At 43.0% G+C, this 16,593-nt stretch carries 14 protein-coding genes; 5 read left to right on the forward strand and 9 right to left on the reverse strand.

Annotation, left to right across the window (positions count from 1 at the left end; all coding sequences use genetic code 11):
• Positions 1-3: 3 nt before the first annotated feature.
• The 6 genes from DACET_RS02960 to DACET_RS02985 are packed head-to-tail and all read right to left on the reverse strand — an operon-like array spanning position 4 to position 9,545.
• Complete coding sequence (locus tag DACET_RS02960; protein ID WP_013009928.1) at positions 4-2,172, reverse strand: hypothetical protein; 2,169 nt, start codon at positions 2,170-2,172, stop codon at positions 4-6.
• Positions 2,162-2,896: a type-F conjugative transfer system pilin assembly protein TrbC gene (gene trbC / locus DACET_RS02965; protein ID WP_013009929.1), complete on the reverse strand. Its 735-nt coding sequence runs from the start codon at positions 2,894-2,896 to the stop codon at positions 2,162-2,164. Before trbC ends, DACET_RS02960 begins: the two co-directional genes overlap by 11 nt.
• Positions 2,856-3,293, reverse strand: a complete 438-nt coding sequence (locus DACET_RS15350; RefSeq protein ID WP_013009930.1) for a S26 family signal peptidase — start codon at positions 3,291-3,293, stop codon at positions 2,856-2,858. The genes trbC and DACET_RS15350 overlap by 41 nt, the downstream gene beginning before the upstream one ends.
• On the reverse strand, positions 3,293-6,598 hold the full coding sequence (gene traN / locus DACET_RS15355) for a conjugal transfer protein TraN (RefSeq protein WP_013009931.1): 3,306 nt from the start codon (positions 6,596-6,598) through the stop codon (positions 3,293-3,295). The genes DACET_RS15350 and traN overlap by 1 nt, the downstream gene beginning before the upstream one ends.
• Positions 6,595-8,244: a metal-dependent hydrolase gene (locus tag DACET_RS02980; protein WP_013009932.1), complete on the reverse strand. Its 1,650-nt coding sequence runs from the start codon at positions 8,242-8,244 to the stop codon at positions 6,595-6,597. The genes traN and DACET_RS02980 overlap by 4 nt, the downstream gene beginning before the upstream one ends.
• Positions 8,241-9,545 carry a type IV secretory system conjugative DNA transfer family protein gene (locus DACET_RS02985; protein ID WP_013009933.1) on the reverse strand — a complete coding sequence of 435 codons (1,305 nt, stop codon included), beginning with the start codon at positions 9,543-9,545 and terminating at the stop codon, positions 8,241-8,243. The genes DACET_RS02980 and DACET_RS02985 overlap by 4 nt, the downstream gene beginning before the upstream one ends.
• A 47-nt stretch (positions 9,546-9,592) precedes the next feature.
• On the opposite strand from DACET_RS02985, the gene DACET_RS02990 reads away from it, so the two are divergent.
• Both DACET_RS02990 and DACET_RS02995 read left to right on the forward strand, forming a co-directional pair.
• Positions 9,593-9,874, forward strand: a complete 282-nt coding sequence (locus DACET_RS02990; protein WP_013009934.1) for a type II toxin-antitoxin system RelE/ParE family toxin — start codon at positions 9,593-9,595, stop codon at positions 9,872-9,874.
• Positions 9,875-9,886: 12 nt separating this feature from the next.
• Complete coding sequence (locus DACET_RS02995) at positions 9,887-10,189, forward strand: HigA family addiction module antitoxin (RefSeq protein WP_013009935.1); 303 nt, start codon at positions 9,887-9,889, stop codon at positions 10,187-10,189.
• Between the two features lie 8 nt (positions 10,190-10,197).
• On the opposite strand, the gene DACET_RS03000 is transcribed toward DACET_RS02995, so the two are convergent.
• The 3 genes from DACET_RS03000 to DACET_RS03010 all read right to left on the reverse strand — a co-directional run bounded on the left by DACET_RS03000 (position 10,198) and on the right by DACET_RS03010 (position 11,474).
• Positions 10,198-10,881 (reverse strand): hypothetical protein, encoded by a 684-nt coding sequence (locus DACET_RS03000; protein WP_013009936.1) that lies wholly within the window; start codon positions 10,879-10,881, stop codon positions 10,198-10,200.
• Positions 10,872-11,066 carry a hypothetical protein gene (locus DACET_RS03005; protein WP_013009937.1) on the reverse strand — a complete coding sequence of 65 codons (195 nt, stop codon included), beginning with the start codon at positions 11,064-11,066 and terminating at the stop codon, positions 10,872-10,874. Before DACET_RS03005 ends, DACET_RS03000 begins: the two co-directional genes overlap by 10 nt.
• A gap of 66 nt (positions 11,067-11,132) precedes the next feature.
• A complete protein-coding gene (locus tag DACET_RS03010; protein WP_013009938.1) occupies positions 11,133-11,474 on the reverse strand; it encodes a single-stranded DNA-binding protein in 342 nt (113 codons plus the stop codon).
• Positions 11,475-11,613: 139 nt separating this feature from the next.
• On the opposite strand from DACET_RS03010, the gene DACET_RS03015 reads away from it, so the two are divergent.
• From DACET_RS03015 to DACET_RS03025, 3 genes are all read left to right on the forward strand, one after another.
• Positions 11,614-13,662 carry a putative Ig domain-containing protein gene (locus tag DACET_RS03015; RefSeq protein WP_013009939.1) on the forward strand — a complete coding sequence of 683 codons (2,049 nt, stop codon included), beginning with the start codon at positions 11,614-11,616 and terminating at the stop codon, positions 13,660-13,662.
• A 142-nt stretch (positions 13,663-13,804) separates the two neighbouring features.
• Positions 13,805-15,190: an ApeA N-terminal domain 1-containing protein gene (locus DACET_RS03020; RefSeq protein WP_013009940.1), complete on the forward strand. Its 1,386-nt coding sequence runs from the start codon at positions 13,805-13,807 to the stop codon at positions 15,188-15,190.
• A gap of 77 nt (positions 15,191-15,267) precedes the next feature.
• On the forward strand, positions 15,268-16,557 hold the full coding sequence (locus DACET_RS03025) for an ATP-binding protein (protein WP_013009941.1): 1,290 nt from the start codon (positions 15,268-15,270) through the stop codon (positions 16,555-16,557).
• The last annotated feature ends 36 nt before the right edge of the window (positions 16,558-16,593 follow it).

Raw genomic sequence — 16,593 nt, forward strand, 5'->3', positions numbered from 1 at the left:
CTCCTAATCCTGACTGCAGATCATATCTTTTGCCGCTTCGTACAGCGCACCGAAGGTAGTCACAACCTCGCTGAAATGGTCTGTGCAGGAGCAGTTTTCTATCATAGTTTCATTTGAAGCATCGTAAGGACAGCTTCGCTCCATGGTGTTTTTGTCCACACCGCACGGACGCTCTTCTATTACTGGCGTATTCACATCAGGCCTTGTCTGCTGATCCGGAAAAACCTCAGTATCAGTATTGCCTGTCTGGACAACGCAGCTGTATGTGCAGTTGTCAAAACTGTCAGTTTCGATGGCTATATTACCTGCCGCTGTTTCGCCGTCGTTAAGGTATGTGAAGTCGCCAGTCTCCCTATCGAGTGTGGAGCCGATCATATCCGCCTGAGCTTTAGCGTCGGTGAAGTCATATTCGCTGTCAGTACTGCATATGTATGTGCGGTTGATTTTATAACGCTCAAGTCCGTCGTTTCTGGCTGAGATGGTTGTTACTGTGTTGTCGGGGATTACCTGTGTTCCGGTGACAGAGGGGACATAAAGCAGGGAAGAAGTGATATCGAACCTGTCGCCGTAGTCGCAAATAATATATCTTCCGGCAGAGCCTGAATACTCATCACACACGGTGGCTGGCAATATGCCTGTGGCGTTATAGTTCAGGTAGGTGTCATAGTCGTCATTTACAGTTTCTTCGTATAGTTGGCATGAATCATCATCGGAATATAAAGCGCAACCGTCTGTCCTTTGGACGCCGATTTCATCTTTGCCGGCGATTACACCTGTAAGATAAGCGTAGCCTTCGCCGCCGCCAGCAACAATAACGTCAACTCTTGCCGTGTTAAGTCCGTTTACGATATACGGCTTCACATCTACATCAACGCTATAGTTCCAGCTTCTGCCAAGCTCACACGAACCAGAGCTTGTCTCTGTGTAATAGACTCGGTTATCAATAACATCAAGCCTGTCGCCGCCTTTAGGACCAACATAAACTGTGTGGCCGTTTATAGTTATTTTTATCCAGTCGTCGAATATCACTCTAGTGAGTTTCAGCTCAGAGACATCTTCCAGATTTTCAATATAAAACTCTGTCGTCTCAGAATATTCAGCGCAATAGCCGCTCCAATAGTTGTTTCCCTCTCTGCCAACGACAATTCTGAGGATTTCAGCTGGTGTGGACGTTATAACCGGAGTATTAGTGATGGAGCATTCATTTGTTTCTGTCGGGGTGTTGTTTTGTGACATGACAGTGTTATACATGCTGTCCGAGTCTGACATCTGGTTTAGAAGTTCGCTGTCATAGTTGATGTCGCCTGTCTGATAAGATGCTTTGAGGTTGTTTATGTTTTCATTACTATCTGTACAGGAGGAAGGATCCACCGCCATATATTTTACAGACATTGTGCCCATGTCAAATTTTGTATCGCTTACCGCTATGTCCAGCTCGTTCATAAGGTGTCCGGAAATTCCTCCTCCGAAATATCCCAGTGCTTCATTAAATGCTGAGTTGAATGATGAGCCGCAGGAAGCGTTTGAGCAGAAACATCCGCCGACATGGCGCATCTGCAGGTAACTCCGCTCAACTGCTCTTACACGGTCTTCTGCTGGCTGGCAGGCTCCGCTACAAGCCTCGTTGCATTCTCTATAAGTGTTATAGGTTGTGCTGCCGCATTTATGCTTTATCCCAAACTCAAAATATTTACAGTTTGCCCAGGAACCGGAAGGTGAACAGCTCACATATCCGTTTGTACAAAATCCTGATACTGGGAGGGTGGTAAAGTTAGAATCTGATGTACCGTCGAGGTTAGCGTCGTAGCTGACACGGAGCTGGACTTCGCCGCCGGATACAAAATTGACAGGGCTAATTGATAATACTTCTGATTGAGAATTACACTGGAGTTCTATGTCGAAACTATTTGCCACACATGCCTGAGAGCAGTTATTAACGCATTCATCAGTGGATGTATAGACTGTGTTTGTTGAAGAGCACTTCCATGAGTCTGAAAGTGTGGACATCTTTTCACTGGTCATCATCGGGTTAAAGAGTGTCTGCTTTGCGCTGTCTGCGCTTCCGTGCAGTTCAACCATCTCCTTGCCAAGATTATTCCCGTCTGTCTTGCCTTGCTCAGCAAAAGACAACAGCGGAATCATAAGTATTAACAGAATAAGCCTACTTATCATAAAAGCCCTGTTTCAGTTTTTGGAGCATAGTTTTTGCAACGGTGATTCCGCTGTCACTGAATTTCTCCAGAGCATATTGGACAGATACATCACCATAGATTTTAGTATAACTGTCTTCGGATATCGGCTCGCCAAGCGTCACCTTTTGCATGACTTCGGAGTAGGGGAGTGATGAGTGCACAAAGGCCGGAACAGACTTTATATTGAAAGCTCGGAAGAGGTATGGGTTGATGTCTACCTTTGCCATATCGCATGTTGTGTCTTCTGTTAAATCAGCAAGACCCTTTCCGCAGGAGATGCGTGCCACAAAATCAACAGTAGGCATTATCTGTTCGATACTGCCGATAACGCCGTTTATAACCAGAAGCGAGCCCTCAAGGTCTCTTGCTGTTGCTGAATAATTCTGTAATGTTTTTTCCGGCATAGATGAGCTGATGAAAATATAGAGGCTCTTGTCTGGAAGCTCAGAGTGACAGGTTTCGTCCTTGTCGATCTCATACCCGTTGCTCTCTGCTATCTGTTTTTTGTACTCGGATACTTTGTTCATGAGGGCATCATATCCGGTATCAATAAAGGCTTTTGCCTTTTCCCGCATCTCCTGATTATCAGGCAGAGAGATATCAGGTTTAGCAGACTTCTTAATGTCGTCTATCGTTTCTTTAAGTGTCTCTGCGCTGACGAAGCTAGAACAGAGGGTAAACAGTGCCAATAATATTACTTTCATCTAACAATCCCCATATGCGGCTGTCATAAGAGCGCTCATGAGAGCCGAGTACAAATAGTTTTCCTTTAGGTATTTTCCCGGTGAATGTGAATTTCATCCTTTCAGGGTCTTTTCTGATGGCGATGTATTCGCCGTCGCATATAAACGCCATATTAGTGGCAACGAGTTCCATTCCTGATAGACAGGCGGCCTTTTTAACCAGTTTTGCGTTTTCCGGCAGGATGCCAAGTGGGTCTTTAACAGCACGGAAGATTACATAATCATCTTTACTCACATCATGAGTCCTCGAATATAAGTACCAAGTGAAACCGACAGACTCTGTTGTATTTCTCCCTATGTGCATGCAGGCTGTAATGGTCACGACCACAATCATTAATAAAAGCAGTAGCCTTTTCATTATTTGATCTCCGGAATCTGGATATTCTCAAAGGTGTTGATTATAGTCCCTTCCACATTTGGCATCATCTCAGGCTTCACATATGTATCCAGCCACTCGCTGAAATCTATCTTGCTGAAATCCAGTTTTTGGAACTCTTCCGGATTGAAGCCTCTACAGTTTGGACTCTTTGCTGTGCCGAAATTAAACCCGAGCTGACTGCGCCCCTGTTCTGCAACAATCCTTCCCAGTGGGCTACCGAAACAGCAATAGGTCTTTTTCTTCTGAACGCAGACACAGGCAGGGCATATCCCCCATTTTTCAGCGCAGTATTCACCCACATAGTGACATTGACCGTCCAGCTCTCCCCAATCCCGAAGGGTGGATAACGCTTGTTCCCCCGGAGAGCATTCGCCTAGACCGAACCATGTTTCATCCTTTTTACAGCAGTCTGAAAACCCTGTCTGAGTTCCAGGTTTACGGCAACGCCTGTCGCCTCCGTTAAAGATATATATCTGGTCTAAGCATTGGCCACTGTCGTCTTTGTCTCCGTCATTCAGTTTGTCGTTTGCGCCTTCCTGTGTGTCTTCGCTGGTGTCCAGATATGATGGGTCACTAGGGTCTAGGCACTGATGAGGGGAGCATTTATAGTCCGGCGAACCTGTTATGGTTGATAAGTTGATGCATTCATTGCCGCTGTATGGGCAGCTGCCGGAATGACATTTGTTCATTTCAGGGTTATAAATACTGTCCGTACATATAGGCACGGCTTCGCATTTTCGGTTAATTGGAGAATATGAGTAACTATTACCGCAGTCATGTTCTGGTTCATAAACACATGAGTTAAGCTGTGTAGAGTAGACTGTGCCGGAAGGGCAGGCAATATTTTGCTCACACCTGTCTTCAGCCGGATTAAAAGTATAGCCGGAAGGGCAAAGAGTGCTTGCTGAGAGCGTACACTCATTCAGGGTGGAGTTGTATATGCCCGAAGAGCACACCGGAGCAGAGTAGCAGATATTTCCATCCTGAGTGTAGCCGGATGGGCATGATTTGCTGACGGTCAGGGTGCATTTGTCAGTAGCAGTATTGAGTATGCCTGAGCTGCTGCAAGATGGGTCAGCGACACACTTTCCCAGTGCCGCATCATATGTTGAGCCAGCAGGGCAGCTGTTGTCCAGAGGAATGACGCATTTATCAGTGGTGCTGTTGAAAGTTCCACCATTAGGACATGTGGGGTTAGCAATGCAAAGGCTTCCAGAGGATATTGTGCCGGAAGGGCAGGAACCTGTGGAGCAAGAGCCATTTTGGATGCATGTTGTTCCAGACAGAATATATCCATCAGGGCAAGAGAGTGCAGCATTCGGATTTGGGTAAACATCTGATCTTGCTATCCAGCCATCTTTTTGTGATGCGTGTCTGACTGCTCCACAAGAAATAGCGTATGGGTTTAAAGCTGTTCCTTCTCCGCAGTAACCAAAAAACTGTGTGCCATTATAGTAATAGTTGCCATCGTATTTATCGCACTTATAGTAACCCCAAGAGTTTGAGGAACTGTACGTTTTGTACATTGTGTCATTATTACAGGCAAACATGCCGACAATGCGTGGCTTTAAAAGGTCAATCCATCCTGAATTCTGATAATAACCACCTATTTCTGCACCGTATTGATCATATGTACGTATTTCATAATCAATTTTAATTTTATAGTTGTCAGTGTACAAAGCAGCTTTGATTCTTCCGGAGCCTCCGAAAAAACTCTGGTAAGTTTGATCCAGTATTTCAGAATGCACGCCGCTTAACGGTAGCCAGTTTGAAAAAAAGTTACTTATATATATACTACTGAAATTTAATCTCACATATTCTGAACCAGCGAATTGAATTTGATTAGTACTTGTGGTTTCTAATGTAGGCTCTGTTTCACCTCCGGAGCAGGCATTTTCACATGAGCTTAGTGATGAATAACTGCTGGAATTTATAGAGCATATATAAGAACTACTTGCCTCGCATCTATTTGTGGAAGTGTTAAAGGTTGTTCCTGAAGGGCATGTTGGTGATGCAATGCATTGTCCGTTTGATAGCGTATATCCTGTCGGGCAGCTTTTAGTCGCAGTTTTTAAGCATTTATTTGAAGTTGTGCTGTATGTAAAACCAGTCGGACAGTCCGGTGCGTCTTCGCATTTACCAGTAGAACTGTTATAAACATAGCCAGTGGGGCACGTATAGGTCACTGAGAACTCACATCTATCGTTTGCCTGAACATATGTTCCCGCTGTACATTCAGGAGTTTTTACACAGCTGTTGTTGAGAGAGTCATAAGTGTATCCTACCGGACAGGAGCCATCGGTAATGACGACCTCACACCTGTCTGTCTGAGGATTTAACACTCCGCCGTTGGGGCAATCCGGCGGATCATAGCATCTGTCGGATGCAAAGTCATATGTGAAACCGTTTTCGCAGGTAACAATGGGTTCTTTCTGGCACATATCAGTCAGATCGTTTAAGATACCTCCGTCAGGACATAAAGGATCATTGTATACCGAGTCACACAACACCATGTCGTTGGGGCAGATATAGCCTCCGCTGCCAGCGGCAAGGCATTGTGAAACATTATTTCCAGCTATGCAAAGCATGCAGTTATTTGTGTTTTCTGAGCAGTAAGTGTTTATGATTTCATTCGGGTTCGTCTGTTCATTCACTGGCAAACCGGCAACACATCCAAGCATTCCGCTGAATTGACCTATGCTGTTGTGTCTGGGCTGGTAATCCTCTCCGTATGATGTGTGCTGTCCATCATCATACCATTTGCCATCTGTGTCGACGTATGCCCAGTGCTCGCCATATATTGTGACTGTACCTATATCTGAACCATCAATTCTGTTATCCGGTTGCCCGTCAGCAAAATTATCATAAGTGAGCATTGAGCCGTCTATCCATACATAATTGGATTTATTAACTGTGCCGTAGGATGTGCTCATATTCCTGTCATAAAGACCAAGCCAGACAGACTTTCCTGATAAACCGGCAAGCACATTTGCAATTTCAGCTTTATGCTGGTTATCTGCGATAAACTGCTGATTTGCACTCCAGATATTTTGATTTACTGAAACGCCATATGTTAATCCGGTCTGCCTGTCATAAACAAAGCTTGAGTAATCTGCGGGGCATGTTCCTGTGCCTGCGGAATATGAAAGTTCTGTGCATGTGTCATCGCAGTTAGAAGAACATGCAGTAAGAGACTCAAACTGAAGGTCATTTGTGCCGCAGTAGTATGCGGCATTAGCGACTCCTGAGATGATAATGAATATTAAGCAGATCAGATTTTTCATTGATTATCTCCATATTTTGGAGCAACTGTTTCTATCTCCATCAAGATGCCGCTTTTACGGCTCTCCAGCTCTGAAATATCTCCAAAAGCTCCAGACATCATCGGTGTATAGTAAGCTTTGTTTGTGCTCTTGCCGTCTTTATAGGTAACTGTGAAAGGTGCGGTGAAATGCTCCTGTCTAATTATACCGTCAGCTATCAGACGCTTTTCTCTGAGCATTTCTGTGATTGTGTTGATATAGTTTCTCCTCTGCTGTTGGTCAGAATCGGCAAGTAGTATCTCGTCATGTTCACGCCTGCGAGCGAGCATCTTTATGACCTTCCAGAACACTTCTGTCTGAAAGTAAACACAGCCGTCCTTCATGCTGAAAGCCTCGAAACGGCTGCCATTCAGAACATTGATACGTTTGTCCAGTTCTGTAAGAAACTCTGTGATATTGAGCCATTCAAGGTCTGATGGTTTTTCTTTTACTTCATTGGAATTGTGTGTTTCAGAAGCGTCTTCATCAACTCGAACAAGGTTATCAGCAAGCTCTTTTTGACGGGCGTTCCTGTTTGCTTCACGAAGCTTTTCCGCCAGATCACCGCCGCCCGTGCGGTGATGGGACAGTATCGCATTTTCAATATCTGCCTTGTATTTCAGGTCGTCAAACCCTTCAAAGCTGTTCAGCACCACAACGCTTATTTTGGGATGGTCTCCCATGCTGTATGCGAACTTATCAAGGCTCTCTATCTTGCCAAGATCATGCCCAAGTGCCGTCATGATAAGTTGTGCGGCGTACGCCCCAGGCTTATCAAAGAGTTTCAGAATCTCTTCAGCCACATGCAGGCTGTGCAGGTACAACGGAACTTTTGCCAGTGCGGTAAAAGTATTTGGCTCCTCATAAAAGTTTATCTCGCCGCTGCGCTTCACCACTGACGGCGTATCACCTTTCTCATCAAGCATCGTCATTATCAGCCTTATTACGTTCTTTGCAGACTCCGGCAGATTGGCTACATGCTTGTTATAAAAGTCCATAAGCTCAGGCTTTGCAAACACAGTGGTATCTTCTGATTGCTTTATAATTTCTGCTGTCACTGTTTTTTGACCTGTCCAGAGTGGCGCAAGCTCAGAGAGATGTATATTTATCGGTTCTTTTTTTTCCTGATGTACCGTCCTGTCTGCTCCCGAAAAGAGCGATACTGGCAGCACCACGGCAATAAAAAACCACACCGGATATGGAAAGAGTAAACCTAAAGCGATAAGCGTAAGGACTATCAAAAAAAGCGTAAGATACTCCGCTGGCGAACCAATATTAAAAAGTCTGAAACCGTGTCCAGCTTTGAAAGGATTTATGAATGGCACGCCCGAACGGGTGAATGAATCACAAAATATATGCAGCAACCCGCCTATCAAAAAGTAATAAAACGCATATCCACCGATATCAGAGAAGAGTATTGCGGCAAGCGGGAGAGTATACAGAACCCACCAGTGGCTTATTTTTCGGTGAATCTTCCTATAAAACTTTTCACTGCCGAAACCAAAAATTGAGTCAACAATATCTGGAAAGATCGATCCCGCACCAATAGCTGCCACCGCCGCAGGCTCAAAAGCTCCGGTGGCGAGAACATACCCCATTCCCGCTATTACATGGCTCCTGAGCTTCATACTGTAGCCCTCGGATATTCGATATTTATATATGCCTCGCTGGTGTCCAATGTGCTTCCGAAGAATCCGCCGTCATAGTTCATCATGAAAAATTCACGTTTCTTCAGCCCCAGAACATCTTCAGGCTTGAGTATGTCGTCTTCGTTCTCACGGACATTTATAATCCCAGCGGAGCTCATCATGGAGAGCATCTGCTTATGTGTTCCGAAGTGCCTGCAAACATAGCTTGCAGTCTCTTCGTCCGGCACTTTCATGAACAGCTTGTTGTTGATGTTGTCCAGTGTGCTGTTCCCGTAGTCCCTGCCTATCATTGCGTATATCTGATTTACTGACTGACTGAGTCCGTGCAAATGAACATTTGCGCCGCCTGCTTTTGCAAAGAAGTCATCAATCCCGTAGTAAAGCACGTTCTGTGCCTCGTCTATGAATATCTCCAGCGGAGGGTCAACTTTCATTCCGCTGCTGAATATCCGCCCTACATAAGACTGAAACATGGATAAAAGAACTTTCCCCACGGTGAACGCCGCCTTACGTGTCATCAGGGAGCCGACCTGTGCAACCAGTATCACGGATTTACCGTTTTCCAGCTTTTCGATGACGGGATTTCCACGGGCTTTGCCGAGAATTTCGCCAATGTTGCCTGACGTCAGCTCCATCAGTGCAACACGTAATGAGCTTGAAACTTTATTGTAGTAATCCTGACCTGAGTCCACGATTTTTTGCAGGTCATTTGCAAGCTGGATGACATCATTGTTATCACTACTGAGGCTTGCAACGTTCCTTTGAAGTGTTGTCAGGTCAGTGTGGGAGACAACGTCTTTGACATCGTTAAAATTGAATCGTTTGCCGTATGCTTTCTCTGTGAGCAGCATAAAAGCCTGAACGATCATAAGGCTGGTTTCATATGCCACATTATAAAAAAACGGCTCAGAACCAACCTCAATGCCGGATATTAGGTGTCCAACAAGCTCCTCCGGCATGTAGTAGTATTCCAGCGGATTGAGCTTTATGGAGTACTCGGGAAAGATTGGTGTGATGAGCATCAGGTCATCCTCTCGACCTGCCTCTTTCGCCGCCTGATATATCTTGCTGAAAAGAGGGATATCCCCCTTCGGGTCTATCACAACCACGCTGTTGCCTTTGCGGATGTCCTGTTCCAGCATGTTTTCCAGCAGGCGTGTCTTGCCGACTCTGGTAGTGCCGAAGCACCAGAAATGCCCCGACCGGTCAGCATCATTCATGTATATTTCCTGCTGCCTCCCGCCACGGATATTCATTCCAGTTCCGAGGATAGTTTTCATGATGACACTGCTCTTGATATATAACCACACTGGTTATATATTGAGTTATGATAATTAACTTCGCTGATAAAGAGACCGAAAAACTGTTTTTGACTGGCTCCAACAGAAAGCTCCTTCAGAGCATTATCAAGAGAGCATGTCAAATGCTTGATATTCTTGATAAGACTATTAAGGTGGAATACCCGATGTCGCCACCCAGTTACAGGCTCCACAGCCTCAGCGGAGACCTTCAGGGTTTCTGGAGCATCAGCATAAACATGCAATGGCGTATCATCTTCCGTTTTAAAGATGTAGATGCCTACGATGTTAAAATTACAGACTACCATTAGGAGGCATTTACTGTGTTTGATAGAAGCAAAATAACAAGAGAATTGAGCCACCCCGGGGAAATACTTAAAGATATTTATATAGCCGACACCCCCGGACTCACACAGCAGAAGCTTGCTTACGCTCTCGGTGTATCTTTTCGTACTATTAATCAGATTTGTAATAAGCACAGAGGTGTGACACCAGAGGTTGCTGTCAGGCTGGCAAAATATTTTAACACTAGCCCAGAACTCTGGCTTAACCTGCAGATGTCCTACGATCTTCAGAAAGCAGAGCGCACAGTTGATGTTAGCAATATAAAACCTATGGCGGTGTGATTCTACGCTCATGCTATCACCTCAATAATAATTCGCTCCGAAAGCTCATCTGAGAGGCTTTTAATGGTGCCTCTTGGTATGTGATTGGTAGACTGGATAATGGAGCGTCCGCCAACTATTCTGTGGACACAGCGGACAGAGTAACCCTGTTCTTCAAAGAGTTTTTCTACTAGTTTGCGGCTGGTGAGGCTCAGAGTAAAAACCACATCATCAGCTAATTTTTCAGTGCCGATGACAAGACTCCTGATCTCTTGCCCAATCTGGAAAGTGCCCCTCATCTTCGGCGTGATATGCATCTTATGAAGAACACCTGTAACCCTGTAATTCACTCCCAGATAGACATTCAGCAGAACGTTCTCGGCGGAGACCTCCCGAACCTCACCTTTTACGAGTGAGTTCATAAATGACTTTAGATAGATTTCTTTACGGTGATTCCCGAAATTGAAATATTCAGTATTCAAAATGGAGGCAAGTGTGGTTACATCATGCTTTTTGAGAACTATCTCACGCTCGATACCGTCTGCTCTGTACTGCCTCAGATTCAGACCTTCGTCAGATATCGAACACACAGTGGGCGAGCCGTATTTTTCGCTGTAATATCCTTCCAGCACAGAGCATATGATCTGCCTAACTTCTTCTGCGGTTATCCCGTGAATGCCGGATATATCCGAAATATAGCTCTCTAACCACATCTTTCAGACCCTCGGTGTATCCTGAGGCTCGACACAACAATGGCGGTGATTTCCTCATAAGCTGGCTTAACATCCCCTTTGTTGATCTGCTGAGAAATCACCACGGCGCAAACAGAATCAAAAGTCTCTTTCAGATCATCATATTTTTCCTGAAGGTTCAGGAAAGCATCTTGAAAATCAGACATCTGTAGTTCTCTTGTTTTTTCGTTTTTTAAGCACGTCAGTTTTTTCGCCTTTGTTTTTTATGTTTTTTATTCTGGCGAATCGCCGTCTGTGTCACCTTTCGGTGTCAGAAACTGGACGTTATGTCCGACTAAAGTTACTTTTGAATGAAAGCCTTTGTCGTCTTCCCATGAGCTGTAATCAAGCTCTCCTGTGACAAGTACGAGCTTACCCTTGGAAAGGTATTCATTACAGCTTTCCGCTGTTTTGCCAAAGACTGTAACGTCATAAAAGTCTGCTTTCTCTTTGGCAGGTTTGTTTACCGCTACTGTGAATTTGCTGGTGATAGTGCCGTTTTTAGTCTCACCGGCTTCGGGTGACTTTGTAAGATTGCCGAGTATTGCAGCATATGAATAATATGGACTGGACATATCCACCTCCTTGCACTGTTAATAGGGTAGGGGGTAAATCAAGAAGGGATATTTTTTTCATATTTATTTTTTGAAGCGTCAAGAGTTGTCGTTTGGTTAATTTATGATCTTCACATAATAAAGTGTGGAGGTTGCATTTATGCACAACAAAATAATTCTTGCTTTTACAATGTTGATAATGCTCTTGGTCTTGGTCGCATGCGGCGGTGGAGGCGGTGGCAGCAGCAGTACAGCTCCTGTTGTTGATGACAACCAGGCAGATACTGCTCAGGTAACTTATGACGGAACAGCTGTCGCAGAAGCCTCAACTGGAACTGATGGCAGAACAGTAATCACTTCCGGTACATCCGGCAATTCATATGATATTGCTATTGAGGACAATTCAGGAAATCCTGTTGGTGATATCGACGTTTCTTTTTATGAGGATGGCGATAACGCTGTCATCTATGTTTCTGATCCTATGGGAGTGTATTCTGACTCGCTGCTTATAGGCACACCAGCCGAACTGGCAACTGCATCAGGCAGATTTGCCCGTGCGGCCAGCAATGTGCAGCTTGGGGTAACTTTAACTCAGCGCACAGCATCAACAGTCGGCTTTACTAACAATGCTTATGATCTGTCTGACGTTTACATGGGCACTCTGTCTGAAGCTTCCAGTGTCGAATCAGGATGCTATACACCATCAGAGATTGCTGCAACCATAGAAGATTTATATACATCTTCAATGATAGGCAGCAGCTCTATTCTGATCTTTTCAGACAGCTCCACGAGCTCTGTAGCCGGAGCGGTCAAAATCAGTTCCAGCACACTGAGCAGCAGTATATCTGATGCTTTAACTGCAAAAATGGAGCACGAGAATTCGGTAACTGCGGGAGCTTTAGATTCAGAAATATTTAGACTGACATGTTATGTCCCTGATAACCATAATTTGTTTGGTGTAGTGTGTGAGGTCAAAAGAGCATCTTCTATTTGCGAGGGGACTAACAGCGCACCAGTAATAACCGGTACACCAGCTACAGCGGTCACTGCAGGTTCAGCTTATAGCTTTATCCCGGCAGCATCAGATGAAGATGGAGATACGCTGACCTTCAGCATAGTGAATAAGCCTTCATGGGCATCATTCAGCACTTCCACAGGAGAACTCTCAGGAACACCCGCAGTGAGCGATGCTGGGGCATATTCAGGGATAGTGATCAGTGCTACAGATGGTACAGATAATACTTCGCTTTCACAGTTCAGTATTACAGTTGCAGCCGGAAACTCTGCTCCTGTTATAAACGGCACTCCTGCAGCAGAAATTACAGCAGGCAATGCATACAGTTTCACTCCTACAGCTTCTGATGTGGATGATGATACTCTTACATTCAGCATAGAAAATAAGCCATCATGGGCTACTTTCAACGCTGCTACTGGTGCTTTAACAGGAACTCCAGCCACTTCGGATGAAGGGGCATATACAGGCATCGTAATATCTGTGTCTGATGGTTCAGAGACAGCATCTCTTAGCAGTTTTACTATAACTGTCAGCGTTCTGAATTCTGTTCCGACAATTTCTGGAACTCCAGAAACTACTTTGGCAGAAGGAGCTGCTTACAGCTTCACACCGACTGCGAATGATGCTGATGGCGATACCCTTACATTCAGTATAGAAAACATACCATCATGGGCATCTTTTGATACAGCTACAGGTGCACTTACGGGCACACCAAGCTCTTCTGATGCGGGCACATACAGCTCTATTCAGATAAGTGTAGTCGATGGTAATGGCGGGGAAGCATCTCTGACGGCATTTATTATAACAGTCACAGAACCGGCAATAACATTGTATAGGGCTGGAACAACATTTCTTGACCCTGACTTCATAGCTGTTAGCTGGCCTTACAGTGTAAGCAGCACAGTCTCTGCGACTATATTGGGAGTCAGTTATTATACGGTAGGCACTTTTAAACTGTCAGCAGCCGGTGACAACTTTACAATCAGTTCTCTTTCTGCGGTAGATTTGAATTCTCATGTGGTTCCGTATTTTCAGAGTCTGACTGATGGGCAGGTAATAGAGCCTGGGACAGATGTTACATTCAAGCTGCTTTCACCTTTAACAGGCGGCAGTCAGTCAAACCTGAGGTTCTATTTCACAATTCAGGAGACTGGAGAGACATTCACTTATAACGTTATTCTTCAGACTAACTAATTAAAATCTGCCCCTGATGTTTAAAATGTCAGGGGCAATCTTATTAATCTACAAAACTATGGCAAAAATTGTCATGCTGACTTTTCGTTAAAATTGAATCATAATAAACTGACTGAAAACTTGCACATTTGGGAGCTTGCTTATGATTGATTACATTAAATTGAGCAAAACAGGAAATTTTAAATTTGGGAATAGTTTAAATGCGGTTGGTGAATTGTATTTAAATTTAGAAAATACAAAATTAACATTATATCCTGACAAAAGTTATTCTCATCAAAATATTTCAGATGTTACAGGTGTTCTTCACGATGGTAAAAAGGTGTCTTTGATTGATTGTTTTACTCAAGGTTCTGGCACAAAAAGCATATTGATGGATGATGCTGTGCCTCCAAAGTATGAAAATCATCATTTTATAGATATTTTTTCTAAATATATGACTTTCGGTAATCGTCATATTTGTTCATCTGAAAAAGTAATACATGAAGTTTCATTTAGTATTGATGATGCTCATAACATCTTCTATGATTTTGATGCTTATGGAGAAATTCGAAGCTCAGCCCAAGATAAAAAGGATATTATAAAAAAAGAAGAAGAAAGATTAGGAAGAAAAATTGAGTTGGGCAATGAGCCTTGGATATTTTATTACACTGGGAAATATGAGATTTTCAATGTTAATACTAAATTAGGTGTAATATCTGCTACACACAATCCGAATATCAAGTTTCCCGGCGTACACGGTATAAGTATTATAGACTCAATAAAGCTAAACATTAGGTTTGAAACTCAAAAAACAATAAGTGACGCCATTGATAGCATATATGATTTATTAAGATTTATTGAAATAATAGCTGGCAGAAAACAAAACGTATCTGATTTAACTTTCAACTTATCAAATGATGAAGAAAAGCCAGTGCCTCTTTCGGTGTATTGGTGTATACCACCTAAAAGAAATGATGACAATGGTTCGTACATCCCTCATCCCTCAGATATTCCCATAGAGGGAGCTACAGATTCTGAAGCTTTTGGTGCAGTACTTTCAAATTGGCTTAATAATAATGAAGATATGCGGAATGCAAGAGCTAGGTATTCTAATGTCATTTCAAAAGGTAAAAGATATGATATTGATCGTTTGGTTGGTGCTGCAAATATGTTTGATATTCTAATAAAATCAAAATCTCCACGTGAAAAAAACCTTGAAACTAAAATTAATATAAGAGCTAAATTAATAAAAGATAAAGTAGGAAATTATTTTGAAGATTTAGATCTTGTGGTGGAACATGCTGTTAAATGCCGAAAATACTATGTGCATGGTACAAAAACAGAAATTGATTATAACAAGAATCCAGATATGACATTATTTTTTACTGATGCCTTAGAATTTATTTTTGCTGCATCTGATTTGATTGAGTCTGGCTGGAATATGGGTAAATGGATCAAAGAAGCAAGGTCTTCAGGGCATCCTTTTGGAATGTTTCGATTTAATTATTCTTTTAATCTTGAAAAGCTAAAAAAAATAATACCTAAATAAAATTTATGACATCGTAGTTATTTCTTTGCATGAAAGGATAAAAGCGTGTATATTTATCCTTGCAGGAGAGGATAAATATGAGAGAGACATTTAAAACATTAATCACGGATTTTCAGGAGAGGAAGTTAAACGGCATCGTTCCCAGAGAATATAATATTCCAGTGGATAGTGACAAGATAATATCTCTGATAGGTGTCAGGCGTTGCGGTAAGACATATATACTCTTTGACATTATCAACAAGCTCAGAGAAACCATTCAACCTGAAAATATAATCTACATAAACTTTGAAGATGACCGTCTTTTTCCGATAGTGTCAAAAGACCTTGATGCGTTGCTGGAAGGGTACTATGAAATGTATCCTGCTAAACGTGATGAACTGGTTTATGTATTCCTTGATGAAGTCCAGAACATCCCTGAATGGGAAAGATACGTCCGCAGGATATACGACACTTTAAATGTCAGAATATTTGTCACTGGCTCGTCTTCAAAGCTTCTCAGTAAAGAGATAGCAACCTCTCTGCGTGGCAGAACTCTAACTTATGAGATATTTCCTTACTCTTTTGCTGACTTCCTGAAGGCAAAAGATATAAAAGTGAATGTTAATAGTTCCTCATCTGTGAGTCATATAAAGCATGCTCTTAATGAATTTCTCACAGACGGCAGTTTCCCAGAAACCTTGTCGCAGACACCGGATATAAAGAGACGGATACTCAGGGACTATCTAGACCTTATAGTATACAAAGATATTGTCGAAAGATATGGCGTTAAAAACAACAGCCTCCTGAAGCACATAATAAAATACAGCTTCTGCAACATTGGAACTCTGGTTAGTCTCAACAAGCTATATAATGAATTTAAGTCGCAGGGCTATAAAGTCGGTAAAGATACTGTTTTCGACTATTATTCCTACCTTGAAGATGCTTATGCTGTCTTCAGTACGCCTATATTTAGAAATAACATCAGGGAAGAGAACCGCAACCCGAGAAAGATATACGCTGTAGATAATGGCTTTAAAGGCGTGTATGACGCATTTGTAACCAATGACTATAGCAAGCTTTATGAGAATGCCGTATTCCTGCATCTTAGACGGCAGACACCAGAAGTTTATTATTACAGCGGTAAGCAGGAAGTTGATTTCTATTGCCGGATAGACGGCAGACAGCTTTTGGTTAATGTCAGCTACAGAATAGACAGTCACAGCACAAGAGAACGTGAAATTAACGGTCTTGTTGAAGCTATGGAATATTTCAAAATGAAAGAAGCCTATCTGATAACTGAAGATCGTGAAGAAACTATAGCCACTGGCGATAATAATATATTCGTTTTGCCTCTTTGGAAATGGCTGCTGCAATATGCTAACAACTAATTTATAGATACTGGTGTTGGTGAATACTAGAGTTCG

Source organism: Denitrovibrio acetiphilus DSM 12809, from assembly GCF_000025725.1.
GTDB classification, from domain to species: domain Bacteria; phylum Chrysiogenota; class Deferribacteres; order Deferribacterales; family Geovibrionaceae; genus Denitrovibrio; species Denitrovibrio acetiphilus.